This is a genomic window from Nocardiopsis terrae, assembly GCF_014651695.1.
GTDB lineage: Bacteria > Actinomycetota > Actinomycetes > Streptosporangiales > Streptosporangiaceae > Nocardiopsis > Nocardiopsis terrae.
Genome location: NZ_BMXJ01000003.1, coordinates 607,690 through 624,835, shown reverse-complemented (window position 1 = coordinate 624,835; position 17,146 = coordinate 607,690). Strand labels below are relative to the sequence as shown.

General features: G+C 70.5%; 18 protein-coding genes. 10 read left to right on the top strand and 8 right to left on the bottom strand.

Annotated features, from left to right (window positions below; all coding sequences use genetic code 11):
* Genes IE195_RS10710 through fahA form a run of 3 tightly spaced genes read left to right on the top strand, consistent with a single transcriptional unit; the run spans position 1 to position 3,298 of the window.
* Positions 1–1,221, top strand: a complete 1,221-nt coding sequence (locus IE195_RS10710) for a homogentisate 1,2-dioxygenase (protein WP_191270116.1) — start codon at positions 1–3, stop codon at positions 1,219–1,221.
* Positions 1,218–2,066 carry a hypothetical protein gene (locus IE195_RS10705; RefSeq protein ID WP_191270115.1) on the top strand — a complete coding sequence of 283 codons (849 nt, stop codon included), beginning with the start codon at positions 1,218–1,220 and terminating at the stop codon, positions 2,064–2,066. Before IE195_RS10710 ends, IE195_RS10705 begins: the two co-directional genes overlap by 4 nt.
* Positions 2,067–2,086: 20 nt before the next feature.
* Positions 2,087–3,298 carry a fumarylacetoacetase gene (gene fahA / locus IE195_RS10700; RefSeq protein ID WP_191270114.1) on the top strand — a complete coding sequence of 404 codons (1,212 nt, stop codon included), beginning with the start codon at positions 2,087–2,089 and terminating at the stop codon, positions 3,296–3,298.
* Between the two features lie 116 nt (positions 3,299–3,414).
* Here the strand turns inward: fahA and IE195_RS10695 are convergent, their stop codons facing one another.
* The 4 genes from IE195_RS10695 to IE195_RS10680 form a co-directional block, all read right to left on the bottom strand.
* On the bottom strand, positions 3,415–4,236 hold the full coding sequence (locus tag IE195_RS10695) for an SAM-dependent methyltransferase (RefSeq protein ID WP_191270113.1): 822 nt from the start codon (positions 4,234–4,236) through the stop codon (positions 3,415–3,417).
* A gap of 191 nt (positions 4,237–4,427) precedes the next feature.
* Positions 4,428–5,699 carry a glutaminase gene (locus IE195_RS10690; RefSeq protein ID WP_191270112.1) on the bottom strand — a complete coding sequence of 424 codons (1,272 nt, stop codon included), beginning with the start codon at positions 5,697–5,699 and terminating at the stop codon, positions 4,428–4,430.
* 246 nt (positions 5,700–5,945) lie between these two features.
* Positions 5,946–7,505 carry an alanine/glycine:cation symporter family protein gene (locus IE195_RS10685; protein WP_191270111.1) on the bottom strand — a complete coding sequence of 520 codons (1,560 nt, stop codon included), beginning with the start codon at positions 7,503–7,505 and terminating at the stop codon, positions 5,946–5,948.
* 528 nt (positions 7,506–8,033) lie between these two features.
* Positions 8,034–8,921 carry a helix-turn-helix transcriptional regulator gene (locus IE195_RS10680; protein WP_191270110.1) on the bottom strand — a complete coding sequence of 296 codons (888 nt, stop codon included), beginning with the start codon at positions 8,919–8,921 and terminating at the stop codon, positions 8,034–8,036.
* A 144-nt stretch (positions 8,922–9,065) separates the two neighbouring features.
* On the opposite strand from IE195_RS10680, the gene IE195_RS10675 reads away from it, so the two are divergent.
* The gene (locus IE195_RS10675; protein WP_191270109.1) at positions 9,066–9,323 is read left to right on the top strand and encodes an Atu4866 domain-containing protein; all 258 of its coding nucleotides are present in this window, start codon (positions 9,066–9,068) and stop codon (positions 9,321–9,323) included.
* Positions 9,323–10,045 (top strand): SDR family oxidoreductase, encoded by a 723-nt coding sequence (locus IE195_RS10670; RefSeq protein ID WP_191270107.1) that lies wholly within the window; start codon positions 9,323–9,325, stop codon positions 10,043–10,045. Before IE195_RS10675 ends, IE195_RS10670 begins: the two co-directional genes overlap by 1 nt.
* A 168-nt stretch (positions 10,046–10,213) precedes the next feature.
* Here the strand turns inward: IE195_RS10670 and IE195_RS10665 are convergent, their stop codons facing one another.
* The 4 genes from IE195_RS10665 to IE195_RS10650 form a co-directional block, all read right to left on the bottom strand.
* Positions 10,214–10,573 carry a VOC family protein gene (locus IE195_RS10665; protein WP_191270105.1) on the bottom strand — a complete coding sequence of 120 codons (360 nt, stop codon included), beginning with the start codon at positions 10,571–10,573 and terminating at the stop codon, positions 10,214–10,216.
* A gap of 195 nt (positions 10,574–10,768) precedes the next feature.
* On the bottom strand, positions 10,769–11,329 hold the full coding sequence (locus tag IE195_RS10660; protein ID WP_191270103.1) for a dihydrofolate reductase family protein: 561 nt from the start codon (positions 11,327–11,329) through the stop codon (positions 10,769–10,771).
* 174 nt (positions 11,330–11,503) lie between these two features.
* Positions 11,504–11,686 carry a hypothetical protein gene (locus tag IE195_RS10655; RefSeq protein WP_191270101.1) on the bottom strand — a complete coding sequence of 61 codons (183 nt, stop codon included), beginning with the start codon at positions 11,684–11,686 and terminating at the stop codon, positions 11,504–11,506.
* A gap of 166 nt (positions 11,687–11,852) precedes the next feature.
* Complete coding sequence (locus IE195_RS10650) at positions 11,853–12,134, bottom strand: hypothetical protein (RefSeq protein WP_191270570.1); 282 nt, start codon at positions 12,132–12,134, stop codon at positions 11,853–11,855.
* 97 nt (positions 12,135–12,231) lie between these two features.
* On the opposite strand from IE195_RS10650, the gene IE195_RS10645 reads away from it, so the two are divergent.
* The 5 genes from IE195_RS10645 (at position 12,232) to IE195_RS10625 (ending at position 17,015) form a co-directional block, all read left to right on the top strand.
* Entirely contained in the window at positions 12,232–12,993 is a 762-nt protein-coding gene (locus tag IE195_RS10645; RefSeq protein WP_191270099.1) for a Scr1 family TA system antitoxin-like transcriptional regulator, read from the top strand.
* Positions 12,990–13,169, top strand: coding sequence for a DUF397 domain-containing protein (locus IE195_RS10640; protein WP_191270097.1), 180 nt, complete (start codon positions 12,990–12,992; stop codon positions 13,167–13,169). Before IE195_RS10645 ends, IE195_RS10640 begins: the two co-directional genes overlap by 4 nt.
* Positions 13,170–13,477: 308 nt before the next feature.
* Positions 13,478–14,455, top strand: a complete 978-nt coding sequence (locus tag IE195_RS10635; protein WP_191270095.1) for a mechanosensitive ion channel family protein — start codon at positions 13,478–13,480, stop codon at positions 14,453–14,455.
* 550 nt (positions 14,456–15,005) lie between these two features.
* Positions 15,006–16,220, top strand: a complete 1,215-nt coding sequence (locus IE195_RS10630; RefSeq protein ID WP_229826158.1) for a helix-turn-helix domain-containing protein — start codon at positions 15,006–15,008, stop codon at positions 16,218–16,220.
* Between the two features lie 138 nt (positions 16,221–16,358).
* Positions 16,359–17,015 (top strand): DNA alkylation repair protein, encoded by a 657-nt coding sequence (locus IE195_RS10625; RefSeq protein ID WP_225942420.1) that lies wholly within the window; start codon positions 16,359–16,361, stop codon positions 17,013–17,015.
* Positions 17,016–17,146 lie beyond the last annotated feature (131 nt).

The following is a 17,146-nucleotide window of genomic DNA, read 5'->3' as shown; positions in this document are numbered from 1 at the left end:
ATGGCGTACTACCGCCAGGTCGGCGAGGTGCCCCGCACCCGCCACACCCAGCACCACAACCCCGAGGGCGGCCTGTACTACGAGGAGCTGATGGGGGAGGAGGGCTTCTCCTCCGACTCCTCGCTCCTGTACCACCGGGCCATCCCCTCGGCCATCGTCGACGCCGCCGAGTGGCAGGTCCCCGACCAGTCGCTCCAGCGCAACGCGCCGATGGTGCCCCGCCACCTCAGGCTGCACGACCTCTTCGGCGGCCAGGACTGGAAGGCCGCCGACGTCGTCGAGTCCCGCCGCCTCGTCCTGGGCAACGGCGACGTGCGCATCTCCTACGTGGTCGCCGGAGCGCCCTCGCAGCTGTACCGCAACGGCATCGGCGACGAGTGCGTGTACGTCGAGTCCGGCACCGCCCGCGTGGAGACGGTCTTCGGCGCGCTGGAGGTGGGCCGCGGCGACTACGTCATCCTGCCGCGCGCCACCACCCACCGCTGGGTGCCCGCCGGCGACGAACCGCTGCGCGCCTACGTGGTCGAGGCCAACAGCCACATCGCCCCGCCCAGGCGCTACCTGTCCCGTTACGGCCAGCTCCTGGAACACGCCCCCTACTGCGAGCGCGACCTGCGCGGCCCCGCCGGGCCCCTGCTCGTCGAGGGCGAGAACGTGGACGTGCTCATCAAGCACCGCGGCGACGGCCCCGGCGGCATCTCCGGCACCCGCTACACCTACCCCACCCACCCCTTCGACGTCGTGGGATGGGACGGCTGCCTGTACCCGTACGTGTTCAACGTCGACGACTTCCAACCCATCACCGGCCGCATCCACCAGCCGCCGCCCGTGCACCAGGTGTTCGAGGGCCACAACTTCGTCATCTGCAACTTCGTGCCCCGCAAGGTGGACTACCACCCCGCCTCCATCCCGGTGCCGTACTACCACTCCAACGTGGACTCCGACGAGGTCATGTTCTACTGCGGCGGCGACTACGAGGCCCGCAAGGGTTCGGGGATCGGCCAGGGCTCCGTCTCCCTGCACCCCGGCGGCCACTCGCACGGCCCGCAGCCCGGAGCCTACGAGCGCAGCGTCGGCGTGCAGGCCTTCGACGAACTCGCGGTCATGGTCGACACCTTCCGCCCCCTCGACCTGGGCGAGGGCGGCAGAGCCGTCGACGACGGCAGCTACGCCTGGACCTGGGCCGAGGGGCGCCGCGGCGAGGGGCGGGGGAAGGCGTGAGCGACCTCCCCAGCCGCGCCCTCTACGGGGCCCTGTTCGACGACGCCGCGCTGTTCCCGCCCGGCAACGCACCCATGGGTGAGGCGATCCCCGCCCACTGGGGCCACCGGACCTCGCGCCGGGCGCCCTACGTGGGGCCGTTCCTGGTCTCCGACGCCCGCACTGCCGAACTGCGCGCGGTCCTCGCCCGGGAGGACGGCGGCCACGGGCCGCTCGCGGTCGCGGTCACCGTCCCCGGCGGCGCCGACGGCGTGGCCGCGGCGGTGGAGGCGGTCTGCGCCGACCCGGCGCTGAGCCTGGTCGGAACGGAGGTGGCAGCGGAACCCGGGCAGGCCGCCCGGACCGCCGCCGTGCTCACCGGAGCCCTGCCCGCGGGGGCCGAGGGCTACGTCGAGGTGGCCCGCGGGGACGGGGCGGCGGCCGACACCGCCGCCCTCGCCGGGACCGGCGCCAGCGCCAAGTTCCGCACCGGCGGGGTCACCGCGGCGGCCCACCCCGGCGAGCACGAGCTCGCTTCGCTGCTGGCCGCCGCGGTAGGCGCCGGGGTGCCCTTCAAGTGCACGGCCGGGCTGCACCACGCGGTCCGCCACACCAGCACGGAGGGGTTCGAGCAGCACGGTTTCCTCAACGTGCTGCTGGCCACCCACGCCCTGCGCACCGGGGGGACGCCCGCCGACGCCGAGGCGGTCCTGGCCGACCGGGACGGCCCCGCCCTGGCCGCCCGCGCCGCCGCGCTCACCGCCGCCGAGGCGGAGGGCGTGCGTTCGAGTTTCCGCTCCTTCGGCACCTGCAGCATCACCGAACCCCTGGAGGACCTGGTCGTCCTCGGGGCGCTCACCCTCTGAAGACCCAGAAAGCGAGACCCATGCCTGACAGTTGGCTCGACATCGCCCCCGACGCACAGTTCGGCCTGGCGACCCTGCCCTACGGCGTCTACACCACCGGCGCGGGCGGTCCCCGGGTCGGCGTGGCCGTCGGCGACCGCGTGCTGGACCTGGGCGCGGCGGCCCGCGCCCAGGGCGCCCCGTTCGCCGACGCCGTCAGCGGCCCGAACCTGGACGCCCTGCTGGCCGCCGGGCGGCCCGTGTGGGACCAGGTGCGCGAGAGCCTGCTCACCTGGCTCACCGACCCGGTGCACGAGCAGGTCGTGCGCCCGCACCTGGTGGACCGCGCCTCGGTGACGCTGCACCTGCCGTTCACCGTCGCCGACTACGTGGACTTCTACGCCTCCGAGCACCACGCCACCAACGTGGGCCGCATCTTCCGCCCCGAGCAGGAGCCGCTCACCCCCAACTGGAAGCACCTGCCGATCGGCTACCACGGCCGTTCGGGCACCGTCGTGGCCTCGGGCACCGACATCGTGCGCCCCACCGGCCAGCGCAAACCCCCGACCGAGCCGGTTCCGGTCTTCGGCCCCTCCGCGCGCCTGGACATCGAGGCCGAGGTGGGGTTCGTGGTGGGCACCCCCAGTCCGATGGGGGAGCGGGTGGCCGTGGACGACTTCGCCGACCACGTGTTCGGGGTGTTCCTGCTCAACGACTGGTCCTCCCGTGACCTCCAGGCCTGGGAGTACGTGCCGCTCGGCCCGTTCCTCGGCAAGTCGTTCGCCACCTCGGTCTCGCCGTGGGTGGTGCCGGTCGCCGCGCTGGAGTCGGCCCGGGTGGAGCAGCCCGCCCAGGACCCCGAGCCGTTGCCCTACCTGCGGGGTTCGCAGCCCTGGGGCCTGGACCTGCGTCTGGAGGTCCGCCTCAACGGGCACGTGGTGTCCCACCCGCCCTTCGCCCAGATGTACTGGACGGCGGCGCAGCAGCTGGCGCACATGACCGTCAACGGTGCGTCCCTGCGCACCGGTGACGTGTACGCCTCCGGTACCGTCAGCGGCCCCGAGCCCTCCCAGCGCGGCTGCTTCCTGGAACTGACCTGGTCCGGCAAGGAGCCCCTGCGGCTGCCCGACGGCACCGAGCGCACCTTCCTGGAGGACGGCGACGAGGTGACCATCACCGCCACCGCCCCCGGCCCGGACGGCACCCGGGTGGACTTCGGCGAGGTCACCGGGAGGATCCTGCCGGCGAAGTAGCCGCAACGGAACCGGAACACGACGCCGGACGGGCGGCGGTGCGCACCGCCGCCCGTGCGTGGCTGTTCCCGCCCGCCGCCCGTGTCAGTCCGGGGCCGCCGACGGAAGGGCGCCCGTCAGGGCTTGCGCGCCACCCCGCCGTACTGGTCCAGGCCGCGGCGGGCGCCGACCTCCAGCGGGTAGGGGCGCCACAGCGGGCAGGGGACCACCCCGGGCTCCAGCAGTTCCAGGCCCTCGAAACGGGCGGCGATGTCCTCCGGGCTGCGCAGCAGGTAGGGGACGTCGCCCTGCTTGTTCCCGACCTCGATGGCCTCGTTGTAGGCCTCGCTGGTGTTGGCGCCGTCGTAGCTGGCCAGGTAGCTCCCGGAGGGCAGCGCGTCCACCAGGCGGCGCACGATCGGCAGGACCTCCCCGTCGGGGACGTGGCCCAGGACCCCCATGAGCATCAGCGCGACGGGCTGGTCGAAGTCCAGGGTCTCGGCGGCCCGGCTGAGGATGGCGTCGGGGTCGCGCAGGTCGGCGTCGAGGTAGTCGGTGGCACCCTCCGGGGTGCCGACCAGGAGGGCGCGCGCGTGCGCGAGCACGAGCGGGTCGTTGTCCACGTAGACCACACGGCATTCCGGGGCGGCGGCCTGGGCGACCTCGTGGGTGTTGTTGGCGGTGGGCATGCCGGTGCCGATGTCGAGGAACTGACGGATCCCCGCCTCGCCGGCCAGGTGGGTCACGACACGGACCAGGAACTCCCGGCTGGTGCGGGCCAGGTCCACGATCTCCGGGAAGGACGCGGCCACCTGGTCGCCCGCCGTGCGGTCGATCGGGTAGTGGTCCTTGCCGCCCATCCAGTAGTTCCAGATCCGGGCCGAGTGGGTCCGGGTGGTGTCGATCTGCGGGGGGCGGTCGGAGCCCGCGGGGGTGGTGGAGGACGGGCCTTCGGTCATGGTGCATCTACCTCGATACGCAAGGGGGTTCGCGCCGGGGGGAGTGGAACCCGGCACGCGAGCGCCCGGGAACCCGCCCCCCGACTGGGTTCTCGTCGCACCAAACATAGGGGAACGCGGTGCAAAGCCCCACCGGATTGCGGATGCGGGGGAACCGGCGTCCCGGGCGCGACCGCCCGTCGGCACCTCCGCTACCGCTGGCTCTTCGCCAGGCGTGCGCTTGACCAGCGTTCGACGTCCCGGCCCCGGCTGTCCCGGAAGCCGTGCAGGGTCTGCTCGGGGTCGACGAGGATGATCCGGTACCCGTTGTCGACGAGTTTCGTGGCGGTCTCCGCCGAGGTCCTGCGCGCCACGGGCAGGACCTCGTCCACCCGGCTCATGTCGAAGACCACGACGTCCGTGGCGGGAGGGCGCTCGATGATCTCGCGCACGAGCGACTCGACGCTGCTGAGCACCAGGTCGCCCTGGAGCACGTAGACCGTCGCGGTGCGCCCCTCCACCGTCGTCGTGTGGGTCTCCCGTAGCGACGACCGTGCTGGCCGGCCCGCCTCCATCAGGTGCAGACCCAGGTCCTCGGACAGGCGCCGCATCATCTCCACTCCCCGCGCGCTGTTGCCGTGGGGGTCCAGCCGGGGGGAGAAGACCGCGAGGCCGACCTGCCCGGGCAGCACCCCGATGATGCCTCCGGCGACACCGCTCTTGGCGGGGATGCCGATGCCGGTGAGCCAGTCCCCGGCCGCGTCGTACATGCCGCACGAGGTCATCACGCTGAGGAGGTGCCTGGTGGTGCGCCTGCTGAACAGCCGGGCGCCGGTGTTGGGCTGGACCCCGCCGTTGGCGAGGGTCGCCGCCATGAGGGCGAGGTCGTGCACGGTGACGGAGGCCGAACACTGGCGGACGTAGCCCCGGACGGCGGTCCCGGGGTCCTGTGCCAGGCGGTCCGAGGCGTGCAGCAGGTAGGCGAGTCCGAGGTTGCGGTCCCCGGTCGCCAGTTCGGAGGCGGCCAGGGACTCGTCGATCCCGACCGGTCGCTGGGCGAGCTCGGAGAACAGCGCCAGCACACGGTCGACGGCCTCTGAACCCCCGCCCCTGACGAGCGCGTGCGCGGCGATCGCCCCGGCGTTGATCATCGGGTTGCGGGGACGGCCGGTCTCGGGATCCAGCGACAGTTCGTTGAAGGCCTCGCCGCTGGGCTCGACGCCGATGCGTTCGAGGACGTCCCCGAGCCCGCGGTCCTCGATCGCGAGGGCGTAGGCGAACGGTTTGGACATCGACTGGATGCTGAACAGGTGCTCGCTGTCCCCGCTCGCGTACACGGTCCCGTTGACCGTGCACAGCGCGACCGCCACCCGGTCGGGGTCGGCGGCGGCGAGCTCCGGTATGTAGTCGGCCAGGGCGCCGGAGTCGACGTGGGCGGTCTCGGCGATGATGCCGTCGAGGTAGTCGAGGATCGGTGAGCGCATCGGGGTCCCCCGTCTCGGGATCGGTACCGCCGACCGGTCGCCGGGGCCTTCGCCCCGGGGCTCGCCCCTCGGGATGTACACACCCTCCGGTCCGGCGGCGAGCCTCAGACTAACCGCGCGCCCCCGCGCCGGCCTGGGCCGACATGCCCGGCCGTCGTTTCGGCGGAAGGGGCAGGAACCCCGCGCACGGCGCCGCCCGCCCGGTGGGGGCCGGGCGGGCGGCGTGGCGCGGAGCCGTGGACCGGCTTACTCGACCAGTTCCTCGGCGGGGCCCTCCGGCCTGTCGGCCGAGGTCTCGGGCTCGCTCTCACCGCGCAGGTGGGTGAGCAGGCGGGCCAGCTCCTTCTTGACGACCGGGGCCAGCAGGTAGAGGCCGATGATGTTGAACAGCGCCGCAGCGAACACCAGGGCGTCGGCCAGGTTCAGGACCGCGCCCAGGGTCAGGACGGAGCCGATGACCAGGAACGCGCAGTAGATGACCAGGTAGACGCGCTCGCTGCGCCTGCCCCCGCCGAAGAGGTGCGTCCAGCCCTTGAGCCCGTAGTAGCTCCAGGTGATGACGGTGCTCAGGGCGAACAGCACGACCGCCACGGTCAGCACGTAGGGGAACCACGGCAGGGCGGTGCCGAAGGCGTCCGAGGTCAGGCTCACGCCGCCGGGCAGGGCCTCGCCCGCGGCGGCCGCCTCACGCGCCGCGATCCAGGACTGCGGGGAGGCGATGACGATGGTCAGCGCGGTCATGGTGCAGATGACCACGGTGTCCAGGAACGGGCCGAGCATGGCGACCAGACCGGCGCTGGCCGGGTAGTTGGTCTTGACGGTGGCCAGCGCGATCGGGGAGGAGCCGATCCCGGCCTCGTTGGAGAAGGCCGCGCGCTGGAAGCCGATGATCATCGCGCCCAGGGCTCCGCCCGCGACGCCGCTCGGGGCGAACGCGCCGCTGATGATCTGGCCGATCGCGTCGGGCAGCACGGGGATGTTCATGCCGATGACGACCACGCAGGCGAGCACGTAGACGACGGTCATGCTCGGGACGAGCTTGCTGGTGACCTTGGTGATGCTGGTGATGCCGCCGATGACCACGGCACCCACGAGCAGGGCCAGGAAGACTCCGAAGACGAATGATCCGGTGCTGCCGCCGAGCAGGCCCTCCTCGCCGCCGGTGACCGCCCGCAGCTGCTCCAGGGTCTGGTTGGCCTGGAACATGTTGCCGCCCGCCACGGCGAAGATGAGGATGAACGCGGCGGTCAGTCCGGCGAGGAACTTGCCGACGCCCGCCATGCCGCGCTCGGCCAGACCCTTGGCCAGGTACTTCATCGGGCCGCCGCTGACCGTCCCGTCCGGGCCGATCTCCCGGTACTTCACGCCCAGGGTGCACTCGGCGAACTTGACGGCCATCATCAGCAGGCCCGCCAGGACCATCCAGAAGGTCGCGCCGGGTCCGCCGATGGTGACCGCGATGGCCACACCGGCGATGTTGCCCAGGCCCACGGTGCCGGAGACGGCCGCGGTGAGCGCCTGGAAGTGGGAGACCTCGCCCGGAGCGTCGTCGCCCAGGCCCCTGCGGGCGATTCGGACGGCGGTGAGGGGCCTGCGGAACTGCACGAACCCGAAGTACAGGGTGAGGGCGACGCCCGCGGCGATCAGCCAGGCGACGATCCAGGGGAACTCGATCCCGAAGACGTTGACGTTGGCGAACACCACGTTGCTGAGGGTCGTGGCGATCGGGTTGAAGACGACGTCGACCGCGTTCTCGATGGTCGCGCCGATTCCTCCCTCGGGGGAGGCGGCGTCAGCGCTGATCATGTAGCGCACCTTTCGGCCGGGGTGACGGTCAGAACGGCTCCGCGGTCCGGTGGTCGGACGCACGGCACCCGGCCGGTCGCTTCGTGGGCGACCGGTTCTGGCCCGTCGGACGGGAAGTGGTGGGCGAAGTTCCGTTGACTCCGCGGTTGGCGGAGGGTTTAGACGCCCTACGTGCGGGCTTTAGTGGAACTTCACTTTTCGGATCCTAGGCCCACAAATAGACCTGAGTCACAAAGGTCACGAAGTTTTACTTTTGCCCCGCGTTCCCCGGTCGGAGGGGGGATTCGGGTAAACACTGCTGATCAGAGCGCCCTCGACAAGCCCCATGCCCGACGGTTGGGGGCTTGGCGGCGGCCTTCGTGCGTCTGGCGGCCGACCGGTGTCGGAGTCCGGGCCGGCGGGGCTGATTGATCAATTCGTTACGTCGCCGTGATCTGCTGCCCCGGGTTCGAATTAAACCGATTATGGAATCATGGGATGTTTTCTGGGATTCCTCGCCGACGTCGGAAGCAGGCGGCCCGAAGGAACTCACCCGGGCCGGGTACCCGACGCCCTCCCGCCCCGGCCAGGAGGGGAACCAGCACGGTTCGTGCCGGGCGCCGCCCCTGCCGAGACCGAGCCGAGCAGGGCGAGGGCCTCGGCGCTGCGGCTGCCCGGCTCCGCCTGGTAGCAGAGCAGCTGCTGCCCCGGAGCCTGGGCGACGTCGAAGGTGTGCATCCACAGGGTCAGCTCGCCCACGGCCGGATGCACGAACTCCTTGACCTCCATGCGCTTGCCCCGGGCTTGGTTCCGCGCCCACAACCGCGCGAACTCCGGACTCGCCCCGACCAGGCCGTCGACGACGGCGCGGATGCGCGGATGCTCCGGCGCCCGCCCCTCGGCGAGGCGGATACCGGCCACGGAGTTCTCCGCCGCGAGCCGCCAGTCGGCGTAGAAGCTCCGCGAGGCCGGGTCCAGGAACACCTTCTCCAACAGGTTGCGGCTGACCGCGAACCCGCAGAAGAGGGCGTCGCCCAGCACGTTGCGGGCGAGTACGTCGTAGGCGGCGTTGACGATGAGCGCCGGGGTGCCCGCCCAGGAGTCCATCAGCCGCAGCAGGTGCGGGTCCACGCGCCCGCCGACGAGGTCGGCGCGCGGACGGGGCGCCAGCCCGGCCAACCGGTAGAGGTGGCCGCGCCCGTCGTCGTCCAGGGCCAGGGCGTCGGCGAGGGAGTCGAGCACCTGCGCCGAGGGCCCGGTCTCCCGCCCCTGTTCGAGGCGGACGTAGTAGTCGACGCTCACGTCGGCGAGCATCGCGACCTCCTCCCGGCGCAGACCGGGCACCCGCCGCCGGGTGTTGCCGCGCAGCCCTGCGCTCTCCGGCGGGGTCGCGTCACGGCGGGCTCGCAGGAACCGGGCCAGGGACGGTGCTGTCATGCCGCGACGCTACCTCGCGCAGCCCCGGACGGGGAGGGTGCGTCGCACCCAGGCTCAGGCCGGCCTGGTACCCCGGCGGCGAGGCCCACAGAGTGGGGTCCCGACAGAAGAAGAGGCACTTCCGCCGGGAGGGCGAGCAGCACCATGACAGACCACCCCTACGCCGGGCTGTGGGTCACCGCCGACGGCCACATCCGCCACGAACTACTGCCGCGGGGCCGCTACGTCGAGGCCCGCGGCAGCCGTGAACGCGCCTACACCGGCCGTTACACCGTGACCGGCACCCACATCGACTACGTCGACGACACCGGCTTCAGCGCCGACGGGGACTTCGTCGACACCGACACCCTGCACCACGCGGGCATGGTGCTCACCCGCCGCGCCGAGAAGGAGAACACCTGATGGACAGGACCGTGCTCATCACCGGAGCGTCCAGCGGTATCGGCGAGGCCACCGCACTGCACCTGGCCGAGCGCGGCTGCACCGTCGTGCTCGGGGCGCGCCGCCTCGACCGCCTGAAGTCGCTGGTCGAACGGATCGAGGCCGCAGGCGGGCGGGCCCGGGCCCACTCCCTCGACGTGATGGACGCGGCCGACGTGCGCGCCTTCGTCGAGGGCGCCCTCGACGAACACGGCCGCGTGGACGTGCTCGTCAACAACGCGGGCGTCATGCCGCTGTCCCCGCTGGCCGCGCTGAGGACCGACGAGTGGGACCGGATGGTCGACGTCAACGTACGCGGGCTGCTGCACGGCATCGCCGCCGCCCTGCCGGTGTTCGAGGCCCAGCGCGGCGGCCATGTCGTCACGGTCGCCTCGATCGGCTCCCACGAGGTGTCGCCGACCGCCGCCGTGTACTGCGGCACGAAGTACGCAGCCTGGGCGATCACCGAGGGTCTGCGCCTGGAGAGCGAACCCTGGCTGCGGGTGTCCACGGTCACCCCCGGGGTGGTCGAGTCGGAACTGGCCGAGACGATCACCGACGACACCGCCCGTGAGGCGATGGCCGCCTACCGCGCGAACGCGATCCCGCCCTCGGCGATCGCCCGCGCCGTCGCCTTCGCGGTCGAGCAGCCCGAGGACGTCGACGTCAACGAGATCGTGGTGCGGCCGGCGGCCCAGCGCTGACGGTTCGGCCGGGCCCTCGACGCCCTCCGAGACCTGTTACAGGTCCATGTGCTCGCCCCGGCCCCGGGACGCCGGTCAACCGCTCCCGCATCCTCGACCTGAAGAGGGTGCGGGGCGCGGGAGCCGGATCCACCGGCCAGGCGGGTGCCTCACCGTGAACCGATGGCATCAGCCACGGGCGGTGCGGTGGCCCAGCACGTTGACCACCCGGCCGTTGGGGTCGCGGACGAAGAACCGGCGCACCCCCCACTCCTCGTCCTGCAACGGGTGCACGATCTCCGCGCCGTGTTCGAGCATCACCGCGTGCACGGCGTCCACGTCGTCCACCTCCACGCTCATGTCGGGCACGACCGGAGCGGATTCGTCGTGGCTCATGAACGTGACCTGTGCCGTGGGGTTGGCGGGGGAGGCGAGCGTCATCACCCAGCCCAGGTTCATGACGGTCTCGAACCCCATGAGGCCGTAGAAGTCCCGGCTCTCCTCCATCGCCTCGGAGCGGATGTCGGGCATGACGCGGCGGATGGACATGGGTGAATCCTCCTGGGAGTTGGTGACTGACGTGCTCCCGGGTCCGTCCTGGAGCGGGGGGAGTGTAACCGGGACCGCCCACATTTCCGCGACGGGCGCGAGGACGAGGAACCGTTCAGCGGAGGCGCCCGGCCAGGACCTCCCCTGCGGTTGGTCCGGCACGGGGCCGCCCCGCCACGTGATCCCGGGTCGCGGTCAGCCGGGCCCGCCGGTACGGCGGTACCGCTCGTACACCACGTGCGAGGCGAACGTCCGGCTCTCCACGAGTTCAAGCGCGATCGCGTCGGTGACCGGCGGCAGCAGCAGCGTGCCTCCGCCGACGATGATCGGGTGGCGGAAGAGCCGGAGCTCGTCGACGAGCCCGAGCTCGATCGCCTGCCCGGCCAGGACGGCGCCGCCGATCTCCACATCCCCGTCGGCCGAAGCGAGCATCGCGGCGACCTCCTCGGCCACCGATCCCTCGGCGAGCCGGGCGTTGCCCTCGACACGATCGAGCGTGCGGCTGAACACGACCTTCGGCAGCGCCGACCACGCGTCGGCGAACGCGGCGCCGAGCTCGCCGTCACGCATCGACGGTTCGGTCTCCCACGGAAGCATCGTCTCGTACAGCCGCCGGCCGCACAGACAACCGCCGAGTTCCCCCACCCGGGCGAGGTGGAAGCGGAACAGCTCCTCCTCGGGAACCGTCCAGTCGAACCTCCCGGTGCGGTCGGCGATGAAGCCGTCCACCGAGACACCCATCGATACGAGCAGCATGGTCGAGCCCCTTCCCGTGCCGCCGGGCTTCTCGGGCACCTCGCGGCGAACCGCGGCACGAGGATCGCTGTTGGTGGAACCCGGACAGCCGTCTCACAACTCCCGTTCCCCGCGCGGATCGCGTCCAAGCGACGCTGGGCGGATGCGGCGGCAGTCCGAGAGAGCGGCCGGTGCTCAGCGGGCGTTCCAGGGCTGGGGGAGGGGCTTGCCCTCGCGCATCCAGGCGTGGAGCCTGTCGAAGGCCCGGTCGGCGGCGCGCAGGGTCTGGATCGCCTGCCCGGGGTCCTCGGGGGCGTGGCGCAGCACGGCGGAGAGTTCGTCGAAGAGGGAGTCGGCCTGTTCCTGGAGCGGGTTCATCAGGATTCTCCTTCGAGTGGAGGCGGTGCGGGCCTGCGGTTCCTGCGGGGGAGGGGGAGTTTGTGCTGCGGAGGGCTGAGGGAGTCGGGTGGTGTGCGCGGCCTCAGCAGGCGTGCGAGGTCGGCGAGCGTGAGCGCCCTGGGCTTTCCGGGCTCGGGAGTGGTGGTCACGGCAGCCGGTCCAGGAGCTCGCGGGCCAGTTGCCGTGCCAGGGTCTCCTCGTTTCCCTGCCGCGCGATGACCACGGCGGAGTCGGGCTCGCCGGGGACGGACCGCGCCCACCCGTCGTCGCCGAGGCGTACGGCGATCACCCGATAGCCGTATTCCACCGTCACCGTTCCGTTGATGGAATCATCGCGGGGGATCAGCCCCCGTCGCCGCAGCGCGGAGAGCAGGGCATATAGTGCGGTTTTATCTGAATCTACAACAGGGCTTGTGTGCGGAGTCATGACTCCATGGTGTGTGATCCCCAAGTCATCTCATAGTGTTTCAATGAAACTTGGGATTTCTTGTGCAGAGACGGGATCCTGGGGGTAGTCATGAAGCATGATCCCCAATGACTTCGCCGGAGCCCTCGCTCGTTTCCGTGAATTCGCAGGTCTCACACAGTTGCAGTTAGCCAAGAAGTCCCAGACAGCTCACTCCTCCGTAAACCGATGGGAGAAGGGTGGTTCGCTGCCAAAGCGGGACAACGCGGAGGCCTTGGACGAGGCGCTCGGGGCGGAGGGGGTGTTGCTGGCCGCCTGGCGCGCTGTGGCCACCGGAAACGGGCTTCCTGAGTGGGCTCGGGACCTGGACGCTATCGAGCGCGCGGCAAGGCAGGTCACGATCGTCGTGCCCGCATTGGTGCCGGGCATGTTGCAGAACTCCGAAGTTGCTCGCTGCGTGTTCCGAGCGGCGCACCCGCTGGCGACCGCAGATGAGCTTGACCGATTGGTTGCGCTGCGCACCGGAAGGCTGAAAGAGCTCCCCGAGCTTGAAGTAACCGCCGTCTTTCCCGTTACGGCGGTGTCCGCCCTGACCGAGCCTCTGCGCCGACCGCAGGCGCTTCACCTCATTGAATGGGCTAAAACCGGGCGAGTGGCTGTTCATCTGGTACCGGAGGGAACAACGCTGATGGCTCCCTCTGCTCCGTTGATGCTGTTCCGCCTCGGATCAGGGGAACTCGCGGCGGTGAGCGACCATGCTGACGGTAACGTGATCCACGAGGACAGCGCGCATGACAGGTTGTCCAGTCAGGTCACCGCAGCGCTGGCAGCCTCCCTGCCACTCGCACTCTCGCTCGAAGTACTGAGGAAGCTCACATGAACACCACCACCGAATGGCACAAGTCCAGCTACAGCGCCAACGGGGGCAACTGCGTCGAGGTTCGTGAGTTCGAGGTTGGGGCGGATGTGCGCGACACCCAGAACCGCGAGGCCGGGCACCTGACCTTCGCCCGCCGCGAGTGGTTGGCCCTGCTCAGCGGAGCGCGCTCCCAGTAGTACTGGCCCCCGAACACCTCAAGGGCCCTTCGTCTCGGCGGGTTCTGGCGATCCTCGCAGCACCCTGCATTTCAGGGAGGTGCGGGGATCGTGGCTTTCGAGGGGTGAACGCCGGGCGGTCCCACCGCTCCGGGCGCCACGACGCCGCGACAGTCGGGGAAGGCCCCCTCCGAGCGGACGGGAGCCTCCTCGGCGGTCCCGTGGTGGAGCGGAGACCAGTCTCACAAGCTTTGACCAGCGTGGAGCTGCGCAAGTACGTTCTACGGCGATCGTTGCGTACATCCCTCTGACAAAGTGGAGCATTTTCCATGGCACCCGCCGAGCTCGACCTGGTGAACAGCGAAGCTGTTGATCAGGCCACCGCCGCCCTGCCCGCGTGGCTGCAGGACAACCTCGATCTGCTGATCGGTGTCCCCCTGCGGATCCTCCTGATCATCGTCGGCGCGTTGATCGTCCGAGCCCTGGCCAGGCGCGCCATCTCCCGCCTCATGGAACGCGTCCTGCGGCCCGGCGATAGCCGGAACGGGCAGCGCCGTCCCGCACGGGGCCCTGCGGTCCTCCAACGCGACCCGTCGCGGGCCGACGAGCGGCGCCAGCAGCGCGCCAAGACCCTCGGCTCGGTGCTCGGCAGCTTCGCGTCCATCGTCATCGTGGCGACGGCCCTGGCGATGGTGCTCGGCGAGGTCGGCATCGCCCTCGGTCCGCTTCTGGCCAGCGCGGGCGTGGTCGGCCTGGCGATCGGCTTCGGCGCCCAGAGCCTGGTCGCCGACTACCTGTCCGGCCTGCTCATCATGGCCGAGGACCAGTACGGCGTCGGCGACGTCGTCGACCTCGGCGAGGCGGTCGGCGAGGTCGAGAACGTCGGTCTGCGCCTGACGCAGGTGCGCGACATCAACGGCGGCCTGTGGCACATCCGCAACGGTGAGATCCAGCGGGTGCGCAACGACAGCCAGGGCTGGGCCCGCGCCGTCCTCGACGTCTCCGTGGCCTACGAGTCCGACCTGGAGAAGGTCTACGCCGTCCTGGAGCAGACCGGTCGGGACATGCGCGAGGACCCGGAGTTCGGGAAGCTCCTCCTGGAGGACCCGTCCGTCTGGGGCGTGCAGTCCCTGGACGCGGACGGCGTCGTCGTGCGCATGGCCGCCAAGACCGTTCCCCTGGAGCAGTGGGGCGTGACCCGCGAGCTGCGCCGCCGTGTCAAGGCCGCCCTCGACTCCTCGGGTATCGAGATCCCGTTCCCCCAGCGCACCGTCTGGATGCGGTCCGGCGACGGCAGCGCCGTCTGACGGATCCGCTTCCGCCCCGTGCGGAGCACCACTGGACAGTTACCCGCAAGTAGGTCGCCCATGCGGGAGCCTGGTCGGTCGCGAGGGCGGCCACCGGAGTGTTGTCGGGAATGCTGTTCGGGTACAGCACACGAAGGCCCGCTGGCCCAGAAGTCGGAGGCCCCTTTTGCACGAAAAGGGAGTTCTCGCGTAACGGACCAAATAGGGCGAGCTTCGCATTATGGGTTTGCGGTTGGTTTTTCGTCTCTCTCACGTGTGCGGATTTGAGAGAAATCCCCGCGAACTCTTGTTCGGCTCGCTAGGTTGGACGGCGACAAGAAAAACCCGACCGGGTGCTGACAACACCCGGTCGGGTTGTGGCCGACGCCTGCGGAAACAGGTTTGTCGACTGAGCCACGCCCTGCTTACCCCAGGAAGGCGACTCGTCGTGGAGTCTACCCTCACGCGCCCCCGCAGCACATCCGAAACTCCGAATCCGTCGGGGTTCTCTCCGCCCCGCAAACGCCCCAGAGGCGCGTTCAAGGGCATCGGGTTCATCCTCGCGATCTGGGTGCAGCAGGTCTACCGCCGGGGCGTGCTGCCCACGCTGCGCTCGCTCTCGGCCCTGCTGGCCATCGCCGATGTGGTCGACGCCGACGGCCGATGGTGTTACTTCCTCCTGGAGAACCTGGCCGAACGCTCCGGTGGGACCCTCAGTGTCAGCAGCCTCAAGCGCGCCATCGACGACCTGGTCGAGGCCGGTGTGGTCCGCAAGCTGACCCGTTCGGAGACCATCGAGTTCTTCGCCAGGGACATCGAGCGCGGGCGATCCTCCTATCAACTGCCGTGTGTGCTGGAGCTCCTCATCCCGGCTGAGGACTATCCCGAGGTGGTGCTCGAAGAAATCAACGCCTGCCGTGCGCAGCTGGGGGAGGAGCCTCTCGATTCCTGTAATCGGCCGTCGTTGAAGCGCCGTGGCACCCCGGTTCAGATTGAACCCGCCCACAGCTCAGATCGCCCCACAGACTGTTTCCCTGGGGACTGTTCTGATGAGGGGGCCGACGGTTCCGTCCGTGGCAGCGAAAGCACAGGAGAGCAAACCCGGACAAAGCCCAGGAACGGGCCGTTCGGTCTCATTGATCGAATCCCCGACACATTCCTGTCCGACCCGGTCGCGGATCGGGTTCGGCTGGGGGCGGCTGTGGAAAAGCTCCTCTGCCAAGGCCTGAGCGTGGACGATGCGCGGGGGCTGATCTCGGGACTGGAAGCACTACGACGTCCGTTCCCGGCGCTGATGTGGCGGATGCGCAACATGCGCTCCGCGCGTCAATACCTGGACGGCTTGCTGGGCCGAGGCATCCACTCGGGCTTGCCCGCGCCGTCATGGCCGGTGCCGGGTGAAGGCGACCCGTTCGCCCAGCCTGAGCGGTTCCTGGTGGATTCCCAGGGCCGGGCCAACCGCACCTGCCCCGAGCACGGGAGTACGCGCAATGTCCCCGGTGGCACCTGCGTGATCTGCGGAAGGCGGTGCCGGTCGGTGCCCGGAGAGCTCATGCACGAGCCCGTGCCCGCCCCATCGCCCGAGAACGGCCCCCGGCCCGCGAAGCCCTCTCCCGCCCCGGAGGAGGGCCTGGATCCGGAGCTGCTGGCACGGATGAGCGCCTCCCTCTCTGGTGGGTCTACTCCCGGCCCCGTCAGGGCCCCGCGCGTCAAGCGGGGACCCGGTCAGGGCTCGGGTATCTCGGCGGGGGCCGGACCACCCTCGATGGTCTGCGTCACGCCCTGAAGGGTTCGCCCCCATCGAAGGGGGGAGTGCCTGCGCCCCGGGAGCGGTCCTGCGAAAACGTCCGAGTCCCGGCGTAGGTTGGGTGGCACGAGCAGGGGAGGGGCGGCCGAGGTGGCTGATACGACGGTCGATGAAGTGATGGCTGAGCTGGCTGAGCTCAAGGACCCGAACATCCGTGCGGTCAACGAGAAGCACGGTGACGACCACGGCGTCAATCTCACCAAGCTGCGAGCCGTGGCCAAGCGGCTCAAGAAGCAGCAGGACCTGGCCTTGAAACTCTGGGCCACCGGGGACAGCGCCACGCAACTGCTGGCGATCCTGATCAGCCGGCCCAAGGCGTTCGGTCGGGACGAGCTGGACACCATGCTGCGGCAGGCCCGCGCCCCCAAGGTGCACGACTGGCTGGTCAACTACGTGGTGAAGAAGGGCCCGCACGCCGAGGAGCTGCGCCTGGCCTGGTTCGCCGACCCGGACCCGGTGGTGGCGAGCGCCGGGTGGGCGCTCACCGCCGACCTGGTGACCAAGCGGCCCGAGGTCCTGGACCTTCCGGGACTGCTCGAGACCATCGAGGAGCGGATGCGGGACGCTCCGGAGCGCCTGCAGTGGGCGATGAACACCTGCCTGGCGCAGATCGGCATCGAGCACGCCGAACACCGCGCCCGGGCCGTCGGCATCGGGGAGCGCCTGGAGGTGCTCAAGGACTACCCGACCCCGCCCGGCTGCACGTCCCCGTTCGCCCCCGTCTGGATCAACGAGATGGTGAGCCGTCGCCAGGAGCCCGTGGGAGGTTGGTGAACCGCCCCGTCCCTGGGCTGTCACCCAAAGTCCGGCTTTTCGCCGACCAGGCGCGTGAGCGGATCAAGAGCATCCCAACGCCCGCGGACCTCGACACTCCCGCACCGGAGCGCGCTGAGGCCTGCTGACCC

Excerpts from the sequence above, each read along its gene's own strand:
- fahA (WP_191270114.1), top strand. The coding sequence starts at position 2,087 with ATGCCTGACAGTTGGCTCGACATCGCCCCCGACGCACAGTTCGGCCTG.
- IE195_RS10655 (WP_191270101.1), bottom strand. The coding sequence starts at position 11,686 with ATGAACCCGCTCCAGGAACAGGCCGACTCCCTCTTCGACGAACTCTCC.
- IE195_RS10680 (WP_191270110.1), bottom strand. The coding sequence starts at position 8,921 with ATGACAGCACCGTCCCTGGCCCGGTTCCTGCGAGCCCGCCGTGACGCG.
- IE195_RS10625 (WP_225942420.1), top strand. The coding sequence starts at position 16,359 with ATGGCTGAGCTGGCTGAGCTCAAGGACCCGAACATCCGTGCGGTCAAC.
- IE195_RS10690 (WP_191270112.1), bottom strand. The coding sequence starts at position 5,699 with ATGCGCTCACCGATCCTCGACTACCTCGACGGCATCATCGCCGAGACC.
- IE195_RS10695 (WP_191270113.1), bottom strand. The coding sequence starts at position 4,236 with ATGACCGAAGGCCCGTCCTCCACCACCCCCGCGGGCTCCGACCGCCCC.
- IE195_RS10685 (WP_191270111.1), bottom strand. The coding sequence starts at position 7,505 with ATGATCAGCGCTGACGCCGCCTCCCCCGAGGGAGGAATCGGCGCGACC.
- IE195_RS10675 (WP_191270109.1), top strand. The coding sequence starts at position 9,066 with ATGACAGACCACCCCTACGCCGGGCTGTGGGTCACCGCCGACGGCCAC.
- IE195_RS10665 (WP_191270105.1), bottom strand. The coding sequence starts at position 10,573 with ATGTCCATCCGCCGCGTCATGCCCGACATCCGCTCCGAGGCGATGGAG.
- IE195_RS10710 (WP_191270116.1), top strand. The coding sequence starts at position 1 with ATGGCGTACTACCGCCAGGTCGGCGAGGTGCCCCGCACCCGCCACACC.
- IE195_RS10650 (WP_191270570.1), bottom strand. The coding sequence starts at position 12,134 with ATGACTCCGCACACAAGCCCTGTTGTAGATTCAGATAAAACCGCACTA.
- IE195_RS10640 (WP_191270097.1), top strand. The coding sequence starts at position 12,990 with ATGAACACCACCACCGAATGGCACAAGTCCAGCTACAGCGCCAACGGG.
- IE195_RS10670 (WP_191270107.1), top strand. The coding sequence starts at position 9,323 with ATGGACAGGACCGTGCTCATCACCGGAGCGTCCAGCGGTATCGGCGAG.
- IE195_RS10660 (WP_191270103.1), bottom strand. The coding sequence starts at position 11,329 with ATGCTGCTCGTATCGATGGGTGTCTCGGTGGACGGCTTCATCGCCGAC.
- IE195_RS10645 (WP_191270099.1), top strand. The coding sequence starts at position 12,232 with ATGATCCCCAATGACTTCGCCGGAGCCCTCGCTCGTTTCCGTGAATTC.
- IE195_RS10635 (WP_191270095.1), top strand. The coding sequence starts at position 13,478 with ATGGCACCCGCCGAGCTCGACCTGGTGAACAGCGAAGCTGTTGATCAG.